The sequence below is a fragment of the uncultured Paracoccus sp. genome (assembly GCF_937873615.1).
Taxonomy (GTDB): domain Bacteria; phylum Pseudomonadota; class Alphaproteobacteria; order Rhodobacterales; family Rhodobacteraceae; genus Paracoccus.
Genome location: NZ_CALMYP010000052.1, coordinates 83,851 through 107,051 on the forward strand (window position 1 = coordinate 83,851; position 23,201 = coordinate 107,051).

The window sequence follows — 23,201 nt, forward strand, 5'->3', positions numbered from 1 at the left end:
ATGGCCTATGACTACGACGACAACAACATCTTCGCCCGCATCCTGCGTGGCGAAATCCCGAACGATACCGTCCTGGAAACCCCGCATACACTGGCCTTTCGCGACATTCGCCCGCTGGCACCCAGCCATGTGCTGGTAATCCCGAAGGGCAGATATGTGACCTTCGACGATTTCGCCGAAAATGCTTCGGACGATGAGATTGCCGATTTCATGCGCTCCGTCGCCAAGATCACCCGCGCCGAAGGGCTGTCCACAGGCGCGGGCGGCAACGGCTTCCGTGCCATCACCAATGCCGGGAATGACGGCGTGCAGGAGGTGCCGCATTTCCACCTTCACATCCTCGGCGGTCGCGTGATGGGCCCGATGGTGCTGCGGCACGACTAGGTCGCGTCTTCCCGTCAGGGAGGAGAGTTGCAAATGGGTCAGGTTCCTTGCGGAGCCTGATGTGCGGAAAAGAATTCGAAATCAGTTGACTGCAAGCCTTTATTCAACCTTTCGACGCGTGCTGTCCACCTTGCGCATCCGATAGCTGTTCAGGATCTCCGAACCACCTCAGTTTCTCGCTGGCTCGGCACATAGTTGGCGATTGCATCTCGCCATGTGGATGCATAGCGTGATGCGGGAAGTTACCCGTCTCGCCTGTGTGTTTCGTCAATTGTCCTGCTCAACATGACCAGCCCGGAACCGTCACTTCTGCGCAGGATGATCCGGCGGGCGATTGCGCTCTCGGGGATTGCGGCGGCGCTGCTGTTGGGATGGTGGATGCGGATCGAAGCGGCCCGCAGCCCCGATCTTCTGCCCGAGATCCGGCTTGGCGAGAGTGTCAGCCTCGGACGCACGCAGCTGCGGCCGGACAGCCTGACGCTTGAGGATGGCCGGCTCGTGCTTCGGGCCTTGGCGGAGAATGTGACCGGCGAGACCCAGTCGTCGCCCTTCGGCATCCCGGCCCGCCCGCCGGAGGCGGTGATCGGTGACAGCGTCTTGCCCACGCCCGAGATCGTTCTGCTGCGCGATCAGGCACCGCTCGGGCAGTTGCAGCCGCGCCTGCCCGAGGAAATCTCGATGATCTGGACGCTGCCAGAGGATTGGCGACCGGTGCCCGTGACGCTCAGATTCTCTCGTGAGACCTTCAAGCTTCGCGACAATCTTTACGGTCAGGCCAGCTGGCTCGGTCATGTGCCGGCGGCAACGCTGACCGCCTTGCCGGGGACCGCGCCGTGAACCTCGTCAGGACCATGGCGATCCTGCTTTTTGCCGTTGCCGCGCTTGGCGCGATGATGCTGACCAATCCGGGTCGCGACCGCGCCTTTCAGCCGATGGTGGCCCGGATCGCGGCGGGCGACCAAGGACAGGCGCGGCTGTTCTCGGCGCGGATCGACGGCTGGCATCTGGAACCGGCACTGAGCCTGCCATCCGGCGAAAGAACGAGTGAGGGGGTTTTCCTCGTCCTCGACCTGACGGCTGCCGGGACCACGGAATCGACCACGCTTGCCGCCGACTGGATCGGGGCAAGCGGGCGGCGCTATGCCACCACGGCCCGTGCCGAGGGCTTGCCGCGCCGGCTCGATACCGCCTGGATGCAGCCCGGTCTGGACTCGGAGCTTACGGCCACGTTCGAATTGCCCGAAGATGAGATCATGGGGGGCGCGCTGTTGTTGCACCTGCCGCGTATGCCGGCCCTGGAGGGCGCCTTGCTGATGGCGCCGCCCCAGACGCCGCCAGCAATCCGGCTGGCGCCGGTGTCCCGATGAAGCGCGGGCTCTGGATTCTGGCCGCCCTCGCCATGACGGTGGCCGCCTGCGGGATTGCCGGCTGGCCCGACTGGCAGGACTGGCGCCGCACCCAGGTCCTGAATGAGTCGCGCCCCGAATCCGACATGGCAGTTCTGTCTGGCACGGAGATCCGCATCCGCCGCCAGGCGGTGCTGACGCTGCCGGACCTTCCCGACCGGGCGGTGATCTGGTTGCAGCTGGCGGTGTCGCCGACGCCTGCCGCAGCGGCAAGCCTTGGCGGTTGCAATCCCGTGCTGCGCGATGGTCGGGGCCGGCGCTTCCTGCCGCTCTCCGACGAGCTTGGCCTCAAGCTCCTCAAGATACTCGGGCGGGACTGGGCGATAAGCTGCGCGCAATCGCTTCGTGCCGCCGATGGCGCCGGGGCGGTCTCGGATCAGGTCTATCTGGTGCCGGTGGATGTCGTCGATGCGCTTGAGCTGGAAGTTTCCGGGCCGGAAACCCGTCCCGATGGGGCGATCTTCACGCTGTCGCCGCAGCCTCTGACCTTGCCCTAGCCCCGGCCAGACGCAGGCCCGCGGCGAGAACGCAGAATTGCAGCGGGCTGACCAGCAATCCCCCCGGAGGAGCACCGGGCGGACCGAAGAGCGCGTCCAGCGGTTGCTCTAGCAGGCCCCAGACCAGCCGGTCATGCGGCCCGATCAGATGCGCCGCGCCGATCCACGCCCAGTTGCCCAGCCAGTCGACCAGCCGCCACAGGACCAGCACCGACAACATCAGCCGCAGCCCTGCCGATCCCGCCAGCATCACCCCGTTCGCGACCGCATGCCAGCGTTTCAGAGTGCCCATCCAGAAATGGCCCAGGAAATCCCGCACCGGTTTCGACAGCGACTGCCAGCGCCGGATCGCCCCGGCGCCCGCGACACGGGTTCTTTCCGCGATTTCATTGGGATTGTGGCCATGCACGATGGCGCCGAGGTTGAACCAGACCAACGGCAGCAGCGCATACCAGAAAAGCTGTGTCACGAAGGGCCAGGGCTCGAAAGGCGGGGCCCAGTCCACGGGTCGTGGGGCGATGGAAGAAGTCTCGGCAAATGCCGGGCCGGCGATGGAGGAGAATACCGCCCCCGACAGCGGCAGTGCCGCCAGCCAGGCCGCGATCCCGCTGATCCAGCCCGAGATGACATAAAGGCCGAGCGCCGCCCAGGTCGCCTCGCACACGACCACGATCATCGGCCAGATGGCAGCCGCGCTTGCCGTCTGCTGGCGCTTGGCAAGGCGGCGCATCAGCCAGACCAGTGCGACCGCGCACACGACCCAATAGGTCTGACCCACGTCGAAGGCCGAGCGCGCTTGCGCCGCAGTGCTGAAATCGGTTCGCGACATCTCTGTTTCGATGAGAAGCTGGGCATATTCGCGCAGCGTGTTGCCCATCAGACCCCAGCCCGCGTAATAGCCGTAGAAGGGGATCAGCGCCACCACCAGGACCGCCGCCCAAGGCATCGCGCCAGAGGTCTCGGTCGCATCGGACGGGGGTGCCGCGTCTGGGGGTGAGGCGTCGCGCAGCAGCGTGAAGGAGCCGACGAAGACCAGCAGTTGCACCAGCAGCACCGTCGACAGCGTCACCAGCCCCAGCAACCGGCTTTCCAGGCCGATCTCGACCGAGACACGCAGAAGGATCTTCGACGCCAGGAACCCGGCTGCCCAGATCGCCGCCAGCACCGGCCCGTGGCGCAGCGCCAGTTTCAGGCTCAGCGAGATGTGTCGACGGATGATCGAGTCGCCGGTAGCCATGCAGTGTTGTCCCGTCAGATCGAAGGCAAACTGCGCCGGGCCGGATGGCCTGTCAAGCGACTGTTCGGCCATCCGGCCAGCCCCGATATTTCCGTCCGTCAGGCGCAAGGCAGCCTCGATCCGGGCAGTGCCGCCGCTGGACCGGGTTTCGACGAGATTACAAATTCGTAATAACCCGGATTTTGCCGATTGAACGGTTTCCAGACTCCGCCGGTTTCGCGTATCGACAGCGCAGAAATTTTGCCCGGCGATCGGAACGGAGTTCGAATGGCCCTGAAGTTGCAATCCCTGCGGGGCGCCGTGCCCGTCCTTCTGGGCGTGGCGCTGTTCGGGCTCGGGCTTTACGCGCTTTATCACCTGCTGCGTCCGGTTGATCCGGCCGATGTCATGACGCAGATCCGGGCCGTGCCGCTTCGGACCCTGATCGCGGCGCTTGCGGCGACGGCGGCCGGTTATGGCGCGCTGGTCTTCTATGACTGGTTCGGGTTGCGCTTCATCGGCAAATCGCTGCCGCCCGATCTTGTCGGCATTGGCGGCTTTCTGGGCTATGCCTTCGGTAATACCATCGGGATCAGCGCGATCTCGGGCGGGGCCGTGCGCTATCGGATCTATTCGATGGCCGGGCTTAACGCGTTGGAGGTTGCCGCCGTCTCGGGCTATGTCTCGGTCGCGCTCGGGGTCGGCCTGACGCTGGTGGGGCTGACGGGCCTTGCGCTTCATCCGGGCGTGCTCGGGGCCTATCTTCCCTATGCGCCGGGAACCGTTCGGCTGGTCGCCGGTGGGATCGTGGTGGTATCCCTTGGCGCCATCGTCTGGCTGTCCATGACGCAGCGCAGCCTGAAGATCCGGGAATTCGCGCTGCGCGTGCCTCTGCTTCCCGATCTGGGCGGGCAGCTTGCCGTGACCCTCGTCGACATCGCGGCGGCGTCCTTTGCGCTATGGGTCCTGCTGCCGGCGGGAAAGCCGGATTTCGCCGTTTTCGTGGCCGTCTATGCCACCGCGAGCATGATCGGCATCCTGAGCCATGTCCCCGGCGGCATCGGCGTGTTCGAGACCGTCGTCATCGGTGCCATGCCCGCATCGGTGCCGGTCGGGGACGTGGCCGCGGCGCTGCTGCTGTTCCGGCTGATCTATTACATCCTGCCCTTCATGCTGGCCTTCCTGCTGGTGGCCCTGAACGAGGCGCGCCTTGCCAGCGGGACAGGAAAGCAGCTTCTGGCCCGCTATCCCGAGATCCAGCCGGCGCTGACGACGCTGCACGGGCTGTCGCCGTTGCTGGTCGCCGTCGTCGCGTTTGGCTTCGGTATCTGGCTGCTTCTGGTGACCATGATCCCCTCGGTCGGTGCGGACGCCATGGCCGAGCGCGATATCGTCGGCACGCTGCTGCTTGAGGGGGGCACCCTCGCCTCGGCGGTTGCCGGGGTCATGCTGCTGATCGTGTCGCATGGGTTGGCCCGGCGTGTCGCCTCGGCGTGGTGGTTCACGATGGCGGCCCTTCTGGCCGGTGCGGTCGCCTCTCTCATGAACGATTTCGCCGTCGGGAATGCCGCCTTTCTGGGCCTCGGGGCGTTGGTGCTGCTGCCTTTTCGCAAGGCCTTCGACCGGCCCGGCAGCCTGACCGAGGGCGTGTTCGGGCCGCGCTGGATCGCAACGGTGCTGGGTGCCGCCCTTGCCGCCGCAGCCTTCTTCTTCTTTGCCCACAAGACCGTTCCCTATACCAACAACCTGTGGGTCGAGTTCTCGCGCAGTTCCGACACGCCGCGCGCGCTCAGGGCGGGGCTGGCGGCAACGGCGCTGCTGTTCTTCTTCGGCGTTTTCACCCTGACGCGCCCCATGCGCCGCAAACCGGCGGCTGAGGATACCGGCGATGGACGGGGTCTTTCGGCGGCAATGTGCGCGGCGGGCGACGACCCGCAGGCCTGGCTGAGCCAGACCGGGGACAAGCGGTTTCTGTTCTCGGAATCGGGCAATGCCTTCCTGACCTATGCGGTGCGCGGCGGGTCATGGATCGCGCTTGGCGATCCGGTCGGCGATCCGGCAGAGTTCGAGGCGCTGTGCTGGGCCTTTGCCGATCAGGCGGCACGGGCCAATGGCCGGCCGGTCTTTTACGAGGTCAGCGGGCGTAACCTGCCGCTCTGGGTCGAACTCGGGCTGACGCTGAACAAGATCGGCGAAGAAGCCGTGGTCGACCTTCCGGCCTTCAACCTGACGGGTGGGCGGTTCAAGAACATGCGCGCGATGTCGAACAGGTGCCGACGGGAAGGCTTTGACTTCGCCTTGCAGCAGGCCCCGCACGACCCGGCGCTGATGGCGGATCTGCGTGCGGTGTCCGATGCCTGGCTGGGGGGCAAGACGGGAAACGAAAAGCGGTTCTCGGTCGGTCGCTTCGATCCGGCCTGGCTGGACCATTTCGATATCGCCATCATTCGCAAGGACGGGCAAATCGTCGCCTTCGCCAATATCATGTCGGCGGCAAACGGAAAGCGTCTGGCGGTGGATCTGATGCGCTACCTGCCCGAGGGAGCCTCGGGCCTGATGGAATACATGTTCCTCTGCATCATCGAGCATTACAAGGCCGAGGGTGCCGAGGAATTCAGCCTTGGCACGGCGCCGCTTGCCGGGCTTTCCGAACGCTCGGTGGCGCGATCCTGGAACCGTTTCGGCAGGCTCATCTATCGCCACGGCAATGCCTTCTACAATTTCGAGGGGCTGCGCAGCTTCAAGCAGAAGTTCCAGCCGGAATGGCGACCGCGCTATCTGGCCTTGCCGCCGCATGTGTCGCCGATGATCGCTATGCGCGACGCCGCATTGCTGATCGCCGGATCTGCGCGGGGCCTGTTGTCCCGCTAGGCGGATGCCCCCGAGCCTCGGGCGGACCGTGCCATTCGACGTCGCTGGTGCCGATGATCCGGGTCCGGTCCGGTCTGTCGCACTGGTTTCCGGGTCCTGTGCGCAAATGTCCTGCCCAAATATATTGCTAACTGAATAAAATTTGGTCAACTTTGCCCTGATTCAGCCCAGCAGGATTGCACCGATGAACCCCATTGACGAAAAACTCCAACCGATTCTCAGCACCGTTCTTCACCGGAACGCAGCAGAACCAGAATTTCACCAGGCGGTTCGCGAGGTGCTCGAAAGCCTCGGGCGGGTGATCGCGAGGAAGCCGGAATATTCCGAAGAGGCCCTGATCGAGCGCATCTGCGAGCCCGAGCGCCAGATCATCTTCCGCGTCCCCTGGATCGACGACAGGAATCAGGTGCAGATCAATCGCGGCTTCCGGGTGCAGTTCAACTCGGCGCTTGGCCCCTATAAGGGCGGGATCCGCTTTCATCCTTCGGTCAATGTCGGGATCGTCAAGTTCCTGGGCTTCGAGCAGACCTTCAAGAATGCCCTGACCGGCCTGCCCATCGGCGGCGGCAAGGGCGGGTCGGATTTCGACCCCAAGGGCAAGTCCGACCGCGAAGTCATGCGCTTCTGCCAGTCCTTCATGACCGAATTGCACCGTCATATCGGCGAGAATACCGATGTGCCGGCTGGCGATATCGGCGTCGGCGCGCGCGAGATCGGCTATATGTTCGGCATGTACAAGCGGTTGAACAACCGTTTCGAGGCCGGCGTCCTGACCGGCAAGGGTCTGGTCTATGGCGGCTCTCGCGCCCGGAAGGAGGCGACCGGCTTCGGCACCGCCTTCTTCATGCGCTCGATGCTGGCGCAGCAGGGCACCGATTTCGAGGGCAAGCGCTGCATCGTCTCGGGGTCGGGCAATGTCGCGATCTATGCCATCGAGAAGGTCCAGTCCCTGGGTGGAAAGGTCGTCGCCTGTTCGGATTCCGGCGGCTATATCGTCGATGACAAGGGTATCGACCTGGATCTTATCAAGCAGATCAAGGAGGTCCGGCGCGGCCGGATCTCGGAATATGTCGAGTTGAAGGGGGATGGCGCGCAATATGTCGGCGGCGGCACCGTCTGGGACGTGCCCTGCGACATCGCGCTGCCCTGCGCCACCCAGAACGAGCTGAACGGCAAGAATGCCAAGGTGCTGATCAAGAACGGCGTGATCGCCGTGGCCGAAGGCGCCAACATGCCCTGCACCCCCGAGGCGGTGCAACTGTTCCAGGAGGCGGGCGTTCTTTTCGCGCCGGGCAAGGCCGCCAATGCCGGCGGCGTCGCCACCTCGGCGCTGGAAATGCAGCAGAATGCCAGCCGCGACAGCTGGAGCTTCGAGCAGACCGAGAGCCGGCTTGAGCAGATCATGGATAACATCCACGCAGCCTGCCACGATACCGCCGAGGAATACGGATCGCCCGGCAACTATGTTCTGGGGGCAAATATCGCGGGCTTCGTCCGCGTTGCCGAGGCGATGCGCGCGATGGGGGTGATATAGGTCTGCCGAGGATATCGCGGCAGATCATCACTCTGGCCCGAAGGTTCGCAAGGCGGATGTGGATCCGATAATATCCGGATCTCGCTCTGCGGGCCTTCGGCGGTGAGGTCTGGCCAATAGACAGTCACCCAGCGGAAATGACAGGGTCAGGTCCCGCGCGGCTTCGCCCGCAGCGTCGGGTCGGCCTCGGTCGGGTCCTCGGGCCAGGGGTGTTTCGGATAGCGGCCACGCATGTCCTTGCGGACCTCGGCATAGGAGCCAGTCCAGAAGCCGGGCAGGTCGGTGGTGACAGCGATGGGTTTCTGGCCCGGCGACAGCAGCGTGATGCGCAGGGGCTGGCGCCCGACCGTCGGATGGCGGGTCACGCCGAACAATTCCTGCAGGCGCAGCTCGATCGAGGGGATGTCGGTGTCATAGTCGATGGGCACCTGCCGGCCCAGAGGCGTGGTGAAATGCGCCGGTGCCAGCCGGTTCAGCGCCTGCTGGCCCTCCCAGCCGAGCAGGTTCATCAGCGGCTGGCTCAGATCGAGCGCGCGCAGATCGCCCCGGTTGCGGACCTTGCCGAGAAAGGGCAGCAGCCAGTCGCCATCGTCCAGCAGCGCCCGATCCGAGACATCCGGCCCGTCCGGCATCAGCCGGATCCGGGCGCGCAGCCGGGCGGCTTTCGGGGTCCAGTTCAGCCCCTCGGCCTGAAGGCCCTGCCAGGCGGCCCGGGCGATGGCGTCTTCATCGGGTTTCGGCAGGGGACGTTCGGCCAGCACCAGGGCGCCCAGCCAGTCGCGTTCGCGGGCCAGCACCCGGCCTTCGCGGGCGGACCATTCGACGGCTTCGACCGTCTCGACCCGATCCGCGAAGATCTCGCGGATCTCGGCCTCGGTGATCGGCAAGGCCAGCCTGATGCGCGATTCGCGGCCCTCGCCGTCCAGATCGGTGGCGATCAGGAAGGGCTCGCCCGCCATGACATCGCCGTCCGGCAGCACCGCGCCGCGCCCGCCCGACAGCAGATAGCGCGGCTGATCGCCCGACCGTCGCATCCCGATCCGGTCGGGATAGGCCAGTGCCGCCATCGCGCCGGGCGATAGGGGCGCACCTGCGGGCACAAGGCGCGACAGGCGCTTGCCCTCCTGCCGGATGCGTTCCAGCGCGCCGCGCGCCGCCGCGTGGCGGGCGGGGTCCTGCAGGGCGCGCAGGCGCAGCGACAGGTCGGTGCCCACGCCGCGCAGGGGATCGCGGTCTTCCATGAGTGCCGCGAGCGGCGCGGCATTGCGTCCCGCGACGCTCAGCATATGGGCGATGCGCGGATGCACCGGCAGCGCCGCCAGATCGCGGCCATGGGCGGTGATCCGGCCCGCCTCATCCAGCGCGCCGAGACCCTGCAGCAGGGCGCGGGCCTCGGTCAGCGCGGCCTCGGGCGGGGGTGTCAGAAAGGCCAGATCGGCCCCGTCGCTGCCCCAGTTGGCCAGTTCCAGCGCGAGGCCGGTCAGATCGGCCACGGCGATCTCGGGCGGGGCGAATGCGGGCAGGGCACCTTCCTCGGCCCGCGCCCACATCCGGTAACAGATCCCCGGCGCCACGCGGCCCGCGCGGCCCCGGCGCTGCTCGGCCTCGGCCCGGCTGACGCGTTCGGTCACCAGCCGCGACATGCCAGAGCCGGGATCGAAGCGCGCCCGCCTTGCCCGGCCCGCATCGACCACCACCTTCACGCCGGGAATGGTCAGCGAGGTTTCGGCGATGGCGGTGGCCAGCACGATCCTGCGCCGCGCGCCCGGCGGCGACAGCGCCGCGCGTTGGGCCTTGAAATCCATGGCCCCGTAGAGGGTCGCGATCTCGACATCCAGATCCGAAAGTGCCGAGGCGACGCGACGGATCTCGCCCTCGCCCGGCAGGAAGGCCAGGATCGTGCCGCCGGGATCGTCCCGCGTCTCGGCCTCGGCGGTTGCGATCAGCCGGGCGGCCTCGCTGTCCAGACAGTGACCGGCGGGCAGGGGCCTTGGCAGATAGCGGGTCTCGACCGGATAGGCGCGGCCAAGGCTTTCGACCACGGGGGCTGCGTCCAGCATCTCGGCCACGGGACCGGCGTCGAGCGTGGCCGACATGACCAGCAATTGCAGGTCCGGGCGCAGGGCGGTCCGCGCCTCCCATGCCAGGGCCAGACCCAGATCGGCAGTCAGGCTGCGCTCGTGGAATTCGTCGAAGATGACGCAGCCGATGCCCTCCAGCGCGGGATCGGATTGCAGCATCCGGGTCAGGATGCCCTCGGTCACCACCTCGATCCGTTTGCCGGCGACACTTTCGCCGCGCATCCGGTAGCCCACATCCTGCCCGGCCGTCTGGCCCAGCCCCTCGGCCAGCCGCTCGGCGGCGGCGCGGGCGGCGAGGCGGCGGGGTTCCAGCATCAGGATCCGGCCCTGAACCTGATCCAGCAGCGCCAGCGGCACCCGCGTCGTCTTGCCGGCACCGGGCGGCGCGATCAGCACGGCCCGGCCCGCGCGCGCCATGGCGTCGCGCAATTCGGGCAGGGCCGCGTCGATGGGCAGGGCGTCACTCATGCCCGGGTTATGGCGCGGCAAAAGCGGCTTCGCCAGTCGAAAGCCTTGCGAAGCGGCGGGCGGAGGCCGATATGAAACCGGAAGCCGGCGCAAGGGGTTGTGTCGGAAAGAACGGCGGGCAGATGGGCATTTCCGATTTTACCACTGGCATGATGCGCGGGATCGGCATGGGCGATCCGGTGATCCGGCTGGGCGTGACCGGCCTCAGCCGTGCCGGCAAGACCGTCTTCATCACCTCTCTGGTGGCGAATCTGATGGACCGGGGCCGGATGACGGCGCTTCGCGCGGCGGCCGACGGCTCGATCAAGGCGGCCTGGCTGCAACCCCAGCCCGACGACACCATCCCGCGCTTCGAGTTCGAGAACCACCTGGCGGCGCTGACCGGGCCGGAGCCCTATTGGCCGGAAGGGACGCGCCATGTGTCCGAACTGCGGCTGTCGCTGCGGGTCCAGCCTTCGGGGCTGTTCAGCGGCTGGCGCAAGCCGCAGACCGTGCATCTCGATATCATCGACTATCCGGGCGAATGGCTGCTGGACCTGCGCCTGATGGAACGCAGCTATGACGAATGGTCCGAGGAGGTGCTGGCGCGGATGCCGGGCCGTCCGGGGGCCGGGGATTACATGGCGGCGCTGGAAGCCACGGACCTGAGCGCGCGGCTGGACGAACAGACCGCGCAATCGCTGGCGGCGGCCTATACCGCGCATCTTCAGGCGGCGCGGGCGGCGGGCTGGTCGGATTGCACGCCGGGCCGATTCCTGTTGCCGGGCGAAATGGCGGGTTCGCCGGCGCTGACCTTCGCGCCCCTGCCGCCGGTCGAGGGCAAATCGCCCCTGCGCCGAGAATTCGCTCGCCGCTACGAGGCCTATAAGTCGCGCATCGTGAAGCCGTTTTTCCGCGACCATTTCTCGCGCATCGACCGGCAGGTGGTGCTGGTCGATGTTCTGGGCGCGATCCATGCCGGCCCGCCGGCGCTAGAGGATCTGCGCCGGACCATGGCCGACATCCTATCGGCCTTCAATCCGGGGCGCACCGGCTGGCTGGCGCAATTGCTGGGCCTGCGCCGGGTCGAACGCATCCTGTTTGCCGCGACCAAGGCCGACCATCTGCACCATACCCAGCATCAGCGGCTGGCGAATATCGCCACGGCGCTTCTGCGCGATGCCCGCGACCGTGCCGATTTCGCCGGTGCCCGGACCGAGGCCATGGCCATCGCCGCCCTGCGCGCCACCACCGAGGCCATGATCGAGCAGAACGGGATCGAACTGCCCGCCGTGCGCGGCATGTTGATGGATGGACGCCGGGCGGCGTTCTATCCGGGGGAACTGCCCTCGGACCCCGCGCAACTGCTGGTCCCGGCGCGCGAGGGGCGCCATGAATGGCTGGACGGCGATTACGCGGCGATGAGCTTTCGCCCCGCCGCCGATACCGCGCGCGCGGGCGACGGCCCGCCCCATATCCGGCTGGACCGCGCCGCCGAATTCCTGATCGGAGACCGCCTGTGAGTGAGCAACGCCGCCATGGCCCCGTGCTGATCGAACTGGACGGCCAGGCCCCGCAGGACCGCGCCGAAGGCCGCTCGGCCAATCCCGCCGATGCCGCCCCGATCGAGGATGCCGCCTCGGCCCTGCCGCGCCCCTCGACCATGGAACTGGTCACCCGGCTGGCCGGGCGCGGCCCCTCGCCGCTGACGCGCTTCTTCTTCAATGCGGGGGCGGCGCTTCTGACCTTCCTGCTTTCGGTCGCGGCGCTGAACTATATCGACGGGCTGATGACCCGCTGGCCGGTTTTGGGCTGGATCGGGGTCGGGCTGTTCGCGCTGTTCACGCTGGCGGTGCTGGGGCTGGCCTTCCGCGAATACCGGGCCTGGGGGCGTTTCGCGCAGATCGACCAGATCCACCGCGATGCTGGCAAGGCGCTGACGGATGCCGATCTCGATGCCGCGCGCGGCGTGGTCCGGCGGCTGGATGCGATCTATGCCGAACGGCCGCAGGCGCAATGGGGCAGGGCCAATCTGGCCGAGCGTTCCGGCGACGCCTTCGATGCAGAAACCCTGCTGACGCTGGCTGAGACACAGCTTCTGGCGCCGCTCGATCAGGAGGCCCGGCGCGAGATCGAGGCGGCGGCGCGCACCGTTGCCGCCGCCACCGCGCTGATCCCGCTGGCCTTCGCCGATGTCGCGGCGGCGCTGGCGGCGAATCTGCGCATGATCCGGCGCATGGCCGAGATCTATGGCGGACGCGCCGGCGCGGTCGGCGGCTGGCGGCTGGCGCGCACGGTGATGACGCATCTGGTGGCCACCGGGGCGGTCGCGGCGGGCGACGACCTGATCCATACCATCGCCGGCGGCGGTATCCTGTCGAAGCTCTCTCGCCGCTTCGGCGAGGGGGTGGTGAACGGCGCGCTGACCGCCCGCGTCGGCATCGCCGCGATGGAGGTGTGCCGCCCCTTGCCCTTCATCGCCCAGCCCCGGCCCTCGGTCAGCAACCTTGTCAGTCGCGGGTTGGCGGGGCTTTTCGGCAGCGATTCCTCCGCCGCGTCTGCGCCGCCCCCTGACCCCGACGCGGGGCGCTGAGCGCGAAGGGCCGATGCCGGGCCAGAGGCCCCGATCCGCCCCCTTGAACCGGGGACGCAGGGCCGCTACCTTGATCTCAACTTGATATCGGAGGGCGTGACCATGGCGCCCAGGCGTCCCGCGGGTGCGGACGCGTTCCCGGCACCGAAGGTTGAGCCGTCAGGCACCCGCCCGCCCGAATCGGGGCCGCTCTATGCGGCTTTGGATTTGGGAACAAACAGTTGCCGGATGCTGATTGCCCGACCGACGGGCAGTCAGTTTCAGGTCATCGACAGCTTTTCGAAGCCGGTCCAGCTCGGTCAGGGGCTGGAGGCCTCGGGGCGGCTGTCGCGTGCGTCGATGTCGCGCACCGTCCATGCGCTGCAGGTCTGTCGGCGCAAGCTGGAACAGCACAAGGTCAAGAACATGCGTCTGGTCGCGACCGAGGCCTGCCGGCGGGCGCGCAACAGCCGCGACTTCATGCGCATGATCCGCCGCGAGACCGGCCTTCCGATCGAGGTGATCGGGGCCGAGGAGGAAGCGCGGCTTGCCGTCATCTCCTGCGCGCCGCTGGTGAACCAGAGGACCGAACAACTGCTGGTCGTCGATATCGGCGGCGGCTCGACCGAGCTGGTCTGGATCGACCTGGCCGAGGTCGAACCGCGAGAGCGGTCGCGTGCGATCATGAAGCTCGGCAACGGTTTCAGCCAGAACGATCCGAAGGGCGCGCGGGTGGTCGACTGGATCTCGGTGCCGCTCGGGGTGGCGACGCTGCGCGACCAGTTCGCCGATGTCACCGACGATCCCGGCCGCTTCGCGCTCATGAGCTGGTATTTCGAGGAAATGCTGGCCGATTTCGCCCCCTATGCCAAGGGCGCGCCCGAGACCGGCTTTCAGATCATCGGCACCTCGGGGACCGTGACCACGGTTGCGGCCAGCCATCTGGGGCTGAAACGCTATGACCGGACCAAGGTCGACGGGCTGACCATGACAAGCGCCGAAATCGACGCCGTGATCCGCAATTACCTGGCGCTCGGCCCCGAAGGTCGCCGCACCGATCCGCGCATCGGGCGCGAGCGTCACGCCCTGATCATGTCGGGCGCGGCGATCCTGCAGACCTTGATGCGGATCTGGCCGACGCGGCGGCTTTCGGTCGCCGATCGCGGTCTGCGCGAAGGGCTTTTATATTCCCAGATGGTCCGCGACGGCGCCATCACCGATGACGAGATGAACGGGGTAACCTGATGGCCAAGAAACCGGGCGGCGTGAACGGGCCGCGCGAACGCAAATCCTCGGGCCGGGGTCAGCGCGACCTGCGGGTCCGGGTCAAGTCCGCCAAGGGCCGCAAGCTGAGCAGCACGCTCTGGCTGGAACGGCAGCTGAACGACCCTTATGTGCAGCGCGCCAAGCGCGAGGGCTATCGCGGCCGCGCCGCCTACAAGATCCTCGAACTGGACGAGAAATATCGTTTTCTGGTGCCCGGCGCGCGCGTCGTCGATCTGGGCTGCGCGCCCGGCGGCTGGTTGCAGGTGGCAATCCCGCGCATCAATGCCCTGGGCGAGAAATCCGGCAAGAAGCAGGGCCGCATCATCGGCGTCGACCTGCAGGAGGTGGACCCGGTTCCGGGGGCCGAGATCCATGTGCTCGATTTCCTTGAGGACGGCGCCGACGACAAGGTCAAGGACTGGCTGGGCGGCGAGGCGGATGTGGTCATGTCCGACATGGCGGCCTCGTCTTCCGGCCATCAGGGCACCGATCACTTGCGCATCGTGGCTCTGGTCGAGGCGGCGGCGCAACTGGCCTTCGACGTGCTGGCACCGGGCGGCACCTTTGTCGCCAAGGTGCTGGCCGGCGGGGCCGAGCAGTCCTTGCAGATGTTGCTCAAGCAGAATTTCGACAAGGTGGCCAATGTGAAGCCACCGGCCTCGCGCTCGGATTCCTCCGAGAAATTCGTTGTTGCCATAGGGTTCCGTGGCCGGGCTCAAGGCGAGGGTGGTGCTGAAAACCCTGACGGGTGAGGGGAGAGAGCAAGCTGGCGAGCCGGTTCGGCATGCATCCGGTCACGTCGTGCTGGCGGCAGGATGGCGCCTGAGTGATGGAGGGGAGTGAATGAGCTGCTGCGGATCGACGGATCGGATCGGACAAATCGCCGGGACTGAGAAGACAACGGCGATGCCAGCCGATGTTGCCGCCATCGCCGACCCGACCCCCCCGAGCCGCAGCCGTTTCATGGGTGGTCGCAGTCATACCGGCACCCGCAATCCCGCCTTGCCACAGGATGGCGAAGGCATCCTGCGCGAGCACCGCCTGAAACCTTTCGAGGCAGAGCAGGTTCTGGTCACCAATGCCCGCTTCGCCGCCTTCGTGAAGGCAACCGGCCATGTCACCGTGGCCGAGCGTTTCGGCTGGGGCATGGTCTTCCGCGGGTTGCTGGACGACCCGAACAGCGTGGCGCCCGGCGGCGGCGGCACGCCCTGGTGGGGCGCGGTCGACGGGGCCTGCTGGTTCGCGCCGGAAGGCCCGGCCAGCAGCGTTGCGAAGCGCGCCGATCACCCGGTCACCCATATCGCCTGGGAGGATGCCCGCGCCTTCGCCGCCTGGGCCGGCGGGCGGTTGCCCCTGAAAGCCGAATGGGAACATGCCGCGCGCGGCGGGCTGGCCGATCCGCGCTTTCCCTGGGGCGACCGGGAACCCGACGATACCGATTTCCTGCCCTGCAATATCTTCCAGGGCCGCTTCCCCGGCCATAACAGCCGCGCCGATGGCTGGGAGAGCACCTCTCCGGTGACCGCCTTTGCGCCGAACGGGGCCGGGATGCACGACATGGCCGGAAATGTCTGGGAATGGACGGCAGAGCCCTTTCGCATCCGTTCGGCCGCAGCCGGCGCCCGCGCCCGCAACGACCATGCCCGCGCTCGGGGCGAGAAGCTGATGAAGGGCGGCAGTTTTCTTTGTCACATCAGCTATTGCTACCGTTACCGCATTGCCGCCCGGCTGGCCGTTGTTGCCGATAGCGGCGGCTGCAATGCCGGCTTCCGCCTGTTCCATGACATCTGAGGCGCGTCCACGTGCATGATCCTGCGGTTCTACGCTTCGCTCAGTCGCTGCGCCCGTTCCGCCTATGGCGGCGAAATTGAGACGCCGAAACTCCTGCGTCTTGCTGATCGAGGCGTTACCCTCGATCATCACCATGCCGGGGCCAACGCGCGACCGGGGCGAAGCGCCGATCGCGGCGCTGGCTGGTACCCGAGGCCGGACTCGAACCGACATGCCTTGCGGCGGCGGATTTTGAATCCGCTGCGTCTACCATTCCGCCACTCGGGCCAACAGCGCCGAAATGGCAGGGATCGCGCCCGGCGGCAAGGGGTTGTCGCCGGGCGCGTTGGTTCAGGCGGCGCGGGCGAACGCTCTGTGGTGTGCAGCCATTCCGGCAATGCGCCGGCCATAGCGCCGACCCGCTTCCAGGTCGCCCGCATAGGGGCCCTGGTCGGGGCTGGAATCCGAGCGCGCGATCCCCATAAGCCCGGTCGAAAAGCCCGACCAGTTAACGTCATCGGGGGTGCTGGCAAGCGTATTGCTGGGCGGAATGCTGGGGCCGACCCAAAGCTGGCCATGCTGCTGCGCGAAGGTCATCAGCCAGGACATCGTTTCGCCCTTGTCGCCATTCGTGCTGGCCGAGACGGTGAAACCGCCCGCGACCCGATCCGCCAGTGCCCGCTGCATCCAGAGCTTCGACGACGCATCGGCGAAGCGTTTGAACTGCCACGCGGCATTGCCCATATAGGTCGGGCTGCCATAAATCAGCCCGTCGGCGCTTTCGATGGCGGCCCAATCCGCGTCCGAGATGATGCCGTCATCGGAGATGCGGATCTCGACCAAGGTGCTGACCGAAAGGCTGCGGATGCTGGAAACGGCGGGGCTGCTGCTGCGCGAACAGGCGCCGACGATTCCACCGCAGGTCACCTATTCGCTGACCGAACGCGGCGAGGAATTGCGCGCCGTGATGAGCAGTCTGACCTCAGTGGCCCGCCGCTGGGACAGCGAGGGCTGGACGCCGCCGCCGCGTTAGGCCCGGCCCAGCTTTTCCAGTCGCGCATCGCGCAGCCGGGCGAAATCGTCGCCGGCGTGATAGCTCGACCGGGTAAGCGGCGTGGCCGAGACCATCAGGAACCCCTTGCCGAAGGCCGATTTCTCGTAACCCTTGAATTCCTCGGGCGTCACGAAGCGGTCGACGCGGTGGTGCTTGGGCGTCGGCTGCAGGTATTGGCCGATGGTCATGAAATCCACGTCCGCCGCGCGCATGTCGTCCATGACCTGCAACACGCCCTGCCGATCCTCGCCCAGGCCGACCATGATGCCGGATTTGGTGAACATGGCCGGGTCGAGCTCCTTCACCCGCTGCAACAGCCGCAGCGAGTGGAAATAGCGCGCCCCGGGCCGCACGGAGGGGTAAAGGCCGGGCACGGTCTCCAGATTGTGGTTGAAGACATCGGGGCGCGCTTCCACCACGATTTCAAGCGCCTCCGGGCCACATTTCAGAAAGTCCGGGGTCAGCACTTCGATGGTGCTGTCGGGCGAGCGGTGGCGGATGGCGCGGATCACCTGGGCGAAATGCTCGGCCCCGCCATCGTCCAGATCGTCGCGGTCGACCGAGGTGATGACGACGTGCTTCAGCCCCAGTTTCTGCACCGCATGGGCGACCCGGCCCGGTTCGAACGGGTCGAGCGCGTCGGGGCGGCCGGTGATGACATTGCAGAAGGAACAGCCGCGGGTGCAGATCTCGCCCATGATCATCATGGTGGCGTGACCCTGGCTCCAGCATTCGCCGACATTGGGGCAGCCGGCCTCCTCGCAGACGGTGGACAGCTCGTTGTCGCGCAGGATGTCGCGGGTGTCCTTGTAGCCCTGAGAGGTCGGCGCCTTGACCCGGATCCATTCCGGCTTTTTCGGCTGCGCCTGATCGGGGCGATGGGCCTTTTCCGGGTGGCGGGCGCGGGCGGCGGCGGCGCGAAGGGCGGGGGGCTGTTCGGTCATGGCGTCCTCATGGGCGATTGCACCAGAGTTAATCGCTTTGCGCTGCGGTATCAACGCCATGCCGGGCAGGGCGGCTATGTGCGGCGATGTGCCATGCCGATCGAGCGCGGCCCGACATCGGCAAAGCCGTATTGCGCATAAAGCCGGTCGGCGGGCCTGTCGGCGATCAGGCTGACATAGGCGGTGTCGGGCAGGGCTTCGCGGACGTGATCCATCAGCGCCGCCACGATCCGCTTGCCGAAGCCCCGGCCCTGCCAGGCGGGATCGACGGCGATATCGGTGATCTGGAAGAAACAGCCGCCATCGCCGACGATCCGGCCCATGCCGATGGCGCGGCCCCGATCCTCGATCACCACGGCGAAGACGCTGCCGGGCAGGCCGATCCGGGCGGCCTCGGGCGAGAACGGGCTGAGCCCGGCGATCTCGCGCAGATACAGGTATTCCTCCACGCTTGGCAGGCGGGCGACGAGGTGGGGGGTATCGGGCATGGCGCTTCCTTTCGTGCGGCGATCATGGCGCCGGAGGCAGAAAAGGAAAAGGCCGCCCGTGCGGCGGCCTTATTTCCGGGTGGCGGGTCAGCCGATCAGCGGGCCGCCCGGGCCGTAGCGGTCGGCATAGTGCCGTGACAGGCGTTCCAGCGCCAGCTTCAGCACCACCTTGCCCGAGCGCGCCGACCAGCCCAGCCGGCGTTCGGTCATTTCCAGCCCTTCGAGAAAGCAGCAAACCCGCAGCGCCAGATCGCCCATGCCGGGGCCAAGCTCGCGCAGCGCCTCGGCGACGCGGGCGCGGGCCCGGTCCGAGCCGCCCTCCAGCCGCCCGCCATGGGCGCTGTCATCGATGCCGGCGGTCAGGAAGCGGTCCCAGTTCTGGGTCACGCGCGGGCCCATCTGGGCCAGTTCGAAATCCTCGCGCAACCGCTCGCCGGCCAGGACGAGCGTGGGCGACAGGAACGGCGCCCCGGTCCGGTCACGGCGGCGGGCCAGCAGTTGCAGCGGGCTCTCGGTCAGGTTGACGCGCATCCGGCGCAGCTTGCCGTCCTCGGGGTCGGGCAGGTTGCGATCTGCCCAGAGGCGGTGCTTGTCGCCGTGATCGAAGCCGGCGGCGGCCTCCTCCATGCCGCTGACGCCGGCATGGTCGGGGGCGACCGGAACCGCATCGGCGAAATCTTCGGCGCGCGGCATGCCGCCATCGCCGCGCGCCAGCCCGCGCAGGACCGAGCGCCCGACGGCAGAGATCCGGTAGCGCCGCATCTTCTGGCCTTGGGTGATCGGCTCAACCCATGTCTTCAAAGCGAAATGCTCGGCCAGATGGCGGTCGAGAATGGCGGTGCGGATATCGCCTCGGGTGACGATGGCCTTGTCCATGCCGGGTGCGACCACCAGTTCCGCCCCCGGTTCGGCCAGGCGTCGCAGGATACGCCGGGTCTGGTCCTGATCGCGGCGTTCGGTCCGCGCAGGCAGCGCGTGCAGGGCTGCGTCAACCAGCGGATCGTCGCGGCGGGCTTCGAAACGGCGGATACGGCGAAGGATTGTCGAAGCATGGCAACCTGCCTCGCGGGCAATGGCGCGGATGGATTGGCCATCTTCGACATGGCGCATGTAGAGGCGCGCATCTTCTGCGGTTCCGTCATCATCGGCTGTGCCGCAAGCAATGGGGTGGGCGATGTCAAAATCCGGTGTCAGATAGGTCATGTTCGTCCCTCGTGCTGGACGGCATGCGTGGCTGCGATGCCGTCCCGTCTTGCGATGACCTGACCTTTTGGGCAGGTATTAGTTAAGAGAAACTGGATAATTACTAACAAATAATAAAGAATTGCTACTCAATCGAGCGTTGCAATGCAGATTCATGCAACGGTGCTTCAGGTTGTGCGATTGTGTTCGCCGATACCTCATTTCAGGAGCGCGAGATGACCTGCATGACCGATCAGAATGTCTTTAACCTGCCATCGCGACCGGCCGGGTTGCGGCGTCCGGCGGTGTTGATTCGGGCGGCACGGGCAGGGCAGGCGGGCTGGCAGCGCGTGCGCGACCTGCCGCGCCTGCTGGGCCGGGATTCAGCACCTGCCCGTCCTGCGGCACTGCGGATGTTGCGCGCCGCCGAGGCCGCAGCCGACCGCGACCGGCGGGCGGGGCGCGCCGATTACGACCTGCACCGCCATGTCCGGCTGCTGATCGCCCTTCTGGCCGAGATGAACGCGGCGCAAAGCCAGGCGCCGCAGCCGGTTCCCTGTCTGGTGCTGGGTTTCAGCGTCCGCGGAACAGCCCGCCCAGAACCCCACGCATGACCGAGCGGGTGCCCGAACGGCCAAGCTCTCGGACCACGGATTTTCCGAACGTCTCCAGGATCGAATCGCGGCTTGAGGACCGGCGCGATCCGGATTTGCTGCTGCCGCCGGATTTCGACGCCGGGATGGTCAGCTTCGGATCATAGCGGCGGGCACGGGTGAATTCTTCATCCGCCTTGCCGCCGACGACCCAGAGATCGCCTTCCTCTGCGGGCGCTGCGGTCTTTTCCGCCTCCTGCGCGGCGGCCTGGGCGCGGGCGGTCAGGATCTCCTGCGCCGATTCGCGGTCCAGCGGTGTGTCGTATTTCGTGCCCATGGGCGAGGTTTTCAGGACCGATGTGCGTTCCTCGTCGCTGATTGGACCCAATTGCGAGAAGGGCGGGCGGATCAGCGTGCGCATGGCCACGCCTGGCACCCCCTTGCGGTCGAGGAATGAGGTCACCGCCTCGCCGGTGCCAACTTGCTGGATCGCCTCGGCAATGTCGAAATCGGGGTTCAGCCGGTAATTCTCGGCCGCCAACCGCAGCGCCTTCTGGTCCTTGGCGGTGAAGGCGCGCAGCGCGTGCTGGACCCGGTTGCCAAGCTGGCCGAGGATGTCTTCGGGGATGTCTGCCGGGTTCTGGCTGATGAACCAGACGCTGACCCCCTTGGAGCGGATCAGCCGCGCCACCTGCTCGATCTTGTCGATCAGCGCCTTGGGGGCGTCGTCGAACAGAAGATGCGCCTCGTCGAAGAAGAAGGCGCAAACCGGCTTGGCCGGATCGCCGACCTCGGGCAGTTGTTCGAACAGTTCCGACAGCAGCCAGAGCAGGAAGGTCGAATAAAGGCGCGGCGCATTCATCAACTTGTCGGCGGCAAGGATATTGACCACGCCCTTGCCCGAGGCATCGACCCGCAGGATATCGGAAAGCTCCAGCGCCGGTTCGCCGAACAGCCGGTTGCCGCCCTCGTTTTCCAGCGTCAGCAACGAGCGCTGGATGGCACCGACCGAGGCCGCGCTGACATTGCCATAGGTCAGCGACAGGTCGGCCGCATTCTCGCCCACCCAGACCAGCATCGCCTGCAGGTCCTTCAGGTCCAGAAGCGCCAGCCCCTGTTCGTCGGCGACGCGGAAGGCGATGTTCAGCACCCCTTCCTGCACATCGCTCAGCCCGAGCAGGCGCGACAGCAGCAGCGGCCCCATCTCGGCGGGGGTGGTGCGCACCGGATGCCCCTTCTCGCCGAAGACATCCCAGAAGGTGACGGGGTAGGACTGGTAATCCAGTTCCAGCCCGATCTGGGCGGCGCGTTTGGCAAAGGCCTCGTGCAGCTTGGCCTCGGTCGAGCCGGATTTCGCCAGCCCCGAGAGGTCGCCTTTCACATCGGCCATGAAGACCGGCACACCGCATTGCGACAGCGATTCGGCCAGCGTCTGCAGGGTCACGGTCTTGCCGGTGCCGGTCGCCCCGGCGATCATCCCGTGGCGATTCGCATAGCCGGTCAGCAGCAGTTCGGGTTCGGCGTAATCCTTGCCGGCACCGCCGACAAAGACGCTGCCATTGTCCAGATCGATAAGGTTCATAAGCGTCCTTTCGCGATTTTCCGCCGGTTTCTGCAACATGCGTGCGGAAAAACAATACTAATTAAAGATATTTGTGCCAGAGTGGGGCTGTTCGTGGAACCAATTGGTTCCTTCCCGAACACTTCCTCCCTGTTGGACTGCCGCGCCTTCGGGCGCGGCTTTTTTCATTTGGCAGCCCGTTAGGGCACCTGTCCCAAAGAATAGTTGACGCAATTGAGGGGCAAGACTACCGTCTGCGACAATCATCAAGACCGGCCAGTCCGGCGGGGAGGGAAAGGGTCACGTTCGCGTGGCCCTTTTCTTGATTTCAGGCTGTGTTATCTGGCGATCTTTGCTGCGATCAGGTGCGAGATGGCGCCCGTTCCCGTGCGAAGACGATATGCCGCAGGTCGCTGACACAAGCGTGTTAACCAGCTGAGGGTTCAGGCCTGACAAAGCGTTGCGCAGGTGCTAACGCTTTGGCGATATCGCGCATGACAAGATCGCGTTTATGGAAGGAGACCGCATGTCACCGAAAACCACCTCGACCGCGCTGGCGGTGATTCTCGCGCTTGGCGCGGCACCGCTGCTGGCTCAGACCACAGATGCCACGGCCGAGACCGCAGAGGCCACAACCGAGGCGGCGCCCGCCACGGAAGCCCCCGCAGAAGCGCCGGCTGGCGAGGCGACGGCTGCAGAAACCCCGACCGCCGATGCCCCGGCGGCTGCCGAATCCTTGGAACCGCCGGTTGGTGCCTATTATCCGCGTGCCGCCCACGGCGACTGGACCCTGCGTTGCATCAAGACCGCCGATGCCGCTGACCCTTGCGAACTTTACCAGTTGATGAAGGACGGGCAGGGCAATTCCGTGGCCGAGATCACGCTGATTCCGCTGGACAATGGCGGCGATGCCAAGGCCGGTGCGACCGTGGTCACGCCGCTGGAAACCGACCTGACGCAAGGTATCCGTCTGCAGGTGGATGCCGGTCAGGCCAAGGCCTATCCGTTCAACTTCTGCGCCCCGGTCGGTTGCGTGTCGCGGGTCGGGCTGACGGCGGATGAGCTGAATTCGCTCAAGCGCGGCAAGGCTGGCACGGTCAGCCTGCTGCCTTATGGCGCCGGGCCGGATCAGATCGTGACCCTGCCGCTGTCGCTGACGGGTTTCACCTCGGGCTATGCCGAACTGGAAACCGCCATCGCCGAAATGCGCGAGGCTGTCGCCGCCGCACAGGCCGCAGCACCTGCAGAAGCACCCGCCGAGGCGCCGGCACAATAAGGTCCGTATCATCGGAAACCGGAAAGGGGGCCGCACGGCCCCTTTTTTCATGCCCGCGT

General features: G+C 66.6%; 21 protein-coding genes and 1 tRNA gene. 14 read left to right on the forward strand and 8 right to left on the reverse strand.

Features of this window, described 5'->3' with window-relative positions; genetic code table 11:
* From Q0330_RS12175 to Q0330_RS12190, 4 genes are all read left to right on the forward strand, one after another.
* Positions 1–384 carry an HIT domain-containing protein gene (locus Q0330_RS12175; protein WP_299479424.1) on the forward strand — a complete coding sequence of 128 codons (384 nt, stop codon included), beginning with the start codon at positions 1–3 and terminating at the stop codon, positions 382–384.
* A 285-nt stretch (positions 385–669) separates the two neighbouring features.
* Positions 670–1,221, forward strand: coding sequence for a hypothetical protein (locus tag Q0330_RS12180; protein ID WP_299479427.1), 552 nt, complete (start codon positions 670–672; stop codon positions 1,219–1,221).
* Between the two features lie 14 nt (positions 1,222–1,235).
* Positions 1,236–1,751 (forward strand): hypothetical protein, encoded by a 516-nt coding sequence (locus Q0330_RS12185; RefSeq protein ID WP_299479430.1) that lies wholly within the window; start codon positions 1,236–1,238, stop codon positions 1,749–1,751.
* Entirely contained in the window at positions 1,748–2,287 is a 540-nt protein-coding gene (locus Q0330_RS12190) for a hypothetical protein (RefSeq protein WP_299479432.1), read from the forward strand. The genes Q0330_RS12185 and Q0330_RS12190 overlap by 4 nt, the downstream gene beginning before the upstream one ends.
* On the opposite strand, the gene Q0330_RS12195 is transcribed toward Q0330_RS12190, so the two are convergent.
* Positions 2,253–3,524, reverse strand: coding sequence for a hypothetical protein (locus tag Q0330_RS12195; protein ID WP_299479435.1), 1,272 nt, complete (start codon positions 3,522–3,524; stop codon positions 2,253–2,255). The genes Q0330_RS12190 and Q0330_RS12195 overlap by 35 nt on opposite strands.
* A gap of 267 nt (positions 3,525–3,791) precedes the next feature.
* On the opposite strand from Q0330_RS12195, the gene mprF reads away from it, so the two are divergent.
* Both mprF and gdhA read left to right on the forward strand, forming a co-directional pair.
* Positions 3,792–6,374 (forward strand): bifunctional lysylphosphatidylglycerol flippase/synthetase MprF, encoded by a 2,583-nt coding sequence (gene mprF / locus Q0330_RS12200; RefSeq protein WP_299479438.1) that lies wholly within the window; start codon positions 3,792–3,794, stop codon positions 6,372–6,374.
* Between the two features lie 184 nt (positions 6,375–6,558).
* On the forward strand, positions 6,559–7,908 hold the full coding sequence (gene gdhA / locus Q0330_RS12205; RefSeq protein ID WP_299479441.1) for an NADP-specific glutamate dehydrogenase: 1,350 nt from the start codon (positions 6,559–6,561) through the stop codon (positions 7,906–7,908).
* Positions 7,909–8,054: 146 nt separating this feature from the next.
* On the opposite strand, the gene hrpB is transcribed toward gdhA, so the two are convergent.
* Positions 8,055–10,457: an ATP-dependent helicase HrpB gene (hrpB, locus tag Q0330_RS12210; RefSeq protein ID WP_299479444.1), complete on the reverse strand. Its 2,403-nt coding sequence runs from the start codon at positions 10,455–10,457 to the stop codon at positions 8,055–8,057.
* A 122-nt stretch (positions 10,458–10,579) separates the two neighbouring features.
* Here hrpB and Q0330_RS12215 point away from each other — a divergent pair, with 122 nt between their 5' ends.
* The 5 genes from Q0330_RS12215 (at position 10,580) to Q0330_RS12235 (ending at position 16,065) form a co-directional block, all read left to right on the forward strand.
* A complete protein-coding gene (locus tag Q0330_RS12215; RefSeq protein ID WP_299479571.1) occupies positions 10,580–11,959 on the forward strand; it encodes a YcjX family protein in 1,380 nt (459 codons plus the stop codon).
* Positions 11,956–13,029 carry a TIGR01620 family protein gene (locus Q0330_RS12220; protein ID WP_299479448.1) on the forward strand — a complete coding sequence of 358 codons (1,074 nt, stop codon included), beginning with the start codon at positions 11,956–11,958 and terminating at the stop codon, positions 13,027–13,029. The genes Q0330_RS12215 and Q0330_RS12220 overlap by 4 nt, the downstream gene beginning before the upstream one ends.
* Before the next feature lie 102 nt (positions 13,030–13,131).
* The gene (locus Q0330_RS12225) at positions 13,132–14,253 is read left to right on the forward strand and encodes a Ppx/GppA phosphatase family protein (protein WP_299479451.1); all 1,122 of its coding nucleotides are present in this window, start codon (positions 13,132–13,134) and stop codon (positions 14,251–14,253) included.
* Positions 14,253–15,026, forward strand: coding sequence for an RlmE family RNA methyltransferase (locus Q0330_RS12230; protein WP_299479454.1), 774 nt, complete (start codon positions 14,253–14,255; stop codon positions 15,024–15,026). Before Q0330_RS12225 ends, Q0330_RS12230 begins: the two co-directional genes overlap by 1 nt.
* Positions 15,027–15,180: 154 nt before the next feature.
* Entirely contained in the window at positions 15,181–16,065 is an 885-nt protein-coding gene (locus tag Q0330_RS12235) for an SUMF1/EgtB/PvdO family nonheme iron enzyme (protein ID WP_299479457.1), read from the forward strand.
* A gap of 183 nt (positions 16,066–16,248) precedes the next feature.
* On the opposite strand, the gene Q0330_RS12240 is transcribed toward Q0330_RS12235, so the two are convergent.
* A tRNA-Leu gene (locus Q0330_RS12240) sits at positions 16,249–16,332 on the reverse strand.
* A 63-nt stretch (positions 16,333–16,395) separates the two neighbouring features.
* Positions 16,396–16,887 carry a flavodoxin family protein gene (locus Q0330_RS12245; RefSeq protein WP_299479460.1) on the reverse strand — a complete coding sequence of 164 codons (492 nt, stop codon included), beginning with the start codon at positions 16,885–16,887 and terminating at the stop codon, positions 16,396–16,398.
* Here Q0330_RS12245 and Q0330_RS12250 point away from each other — a divergent pair.
* Complete coding sequence (locus tag Q0330_RS12250) at positions 16,871–17,077, forward strand: winged helix-turn-helix transcriptional regulator (protein ID WP_299479463.1); 207 nt, start codon at positions 16,871–16,873, stop codon at positions 17,075–17,077. The genes Q0330_RS12245 and Q0330_RS12250 overlap by 17 nt on opposite strands.
* On the opposite strand, the gene lipA is transcribed toward Q0330_RS12250, so the two are convergent.
* From lipA to Q0330_RS12265, 3 genes are all read right to left on the reverse strand, one after another.
* Complete coding sequence (lipA, locus tag Q0330_RS12255) at positions 17,074–18,042, reverse strand: lipoyl synthase (RefSeq protein ID WP_299479466.1); 969 nt, start codon at positions 18,040–18,042, stop codon at positions 17,074–17,076. The two genes, Q0330_RS12250 and lipA, sit on opposite strands and share 4 nt — an antisense overlap.
* A gap of 74 nt (positions 18,043–18,116) precedes the next feature.
* A complete protein-coding gene (locus tag Q0330_RS12260; protein ID WP_299479469.1) occupies positions 18,117–18,530 on the reverse strand; it encodes a GNAT family N-acetyltransferase in 414 nt (137 codons plus the stop codon).
* Between the two features lie 87 nt (positions 18,531–18,617).
* Positions 18,618–19,640 carry a DUF6456 domain-containing protein gene (locus Q0330_RS12265; protein ID WP_299479574.1) on the reverse strand — a complete coding sequence of 341 codons (1,023 nt, stop codon included), beginning with the start codon at positions 19,638–19,640 and terminating at the stop codon, positions 18,618–18,620.
* Positions 19,641–19,948: 308 nt separating this feature from the next.
* Between Q0330_RS12265 and Q0330_RS12270 the strand changes: the two genes are divergently transcribed.
* Positions 19,949–20,326 carry a DUF6477 family protein gene (locus Q0330_RS12270; protein ID WP_299479473.1) on the forward strand — a complete coding sequence of 126 codons (378 nt, stop codon included), beginning with the start codon at positions 19,949–19,951 and terminating at the stop codon, positions 20,324–20,326.
* On the opposite strand, the gene Q0330_RS12275 is transcribed toward Q0330_RS12270, so the two are convergent.
* The gene (locus Q0330_RS12275; protein WP_299479476.1) at positions 20,286–21,887 is read right to left on the reverse strand and encodes a helicase HerA-like domain-containing protein; all 1,602 of its coding nucleotides are present in this window, start codon (positions 21,885–21,887) and stop codon (positions 20,286–20,288) included. The genes Q0330_RS12270 and Q0330_RS12275 overlap by 41 nt on opposite strands.
* Positions 21,888–22,392: 505 nt before the next feature.
* Here Q0330_RS12275 and Q0330_RS12280 point away from each other — a divergent pair.
* Positions 22,393–23,142, forward strand: coding sequence for an invasion associated locus B family protein (locus Q0330_RS12280; RefSeq protein WP_299479479.1), 750 nt, complete (start codon positions 22,393–22,395; stop codon positions 23,140–23,142).
* The last annotated feature ends 59 nt before the right edge of the window (positions 23,143–23,201 follow it).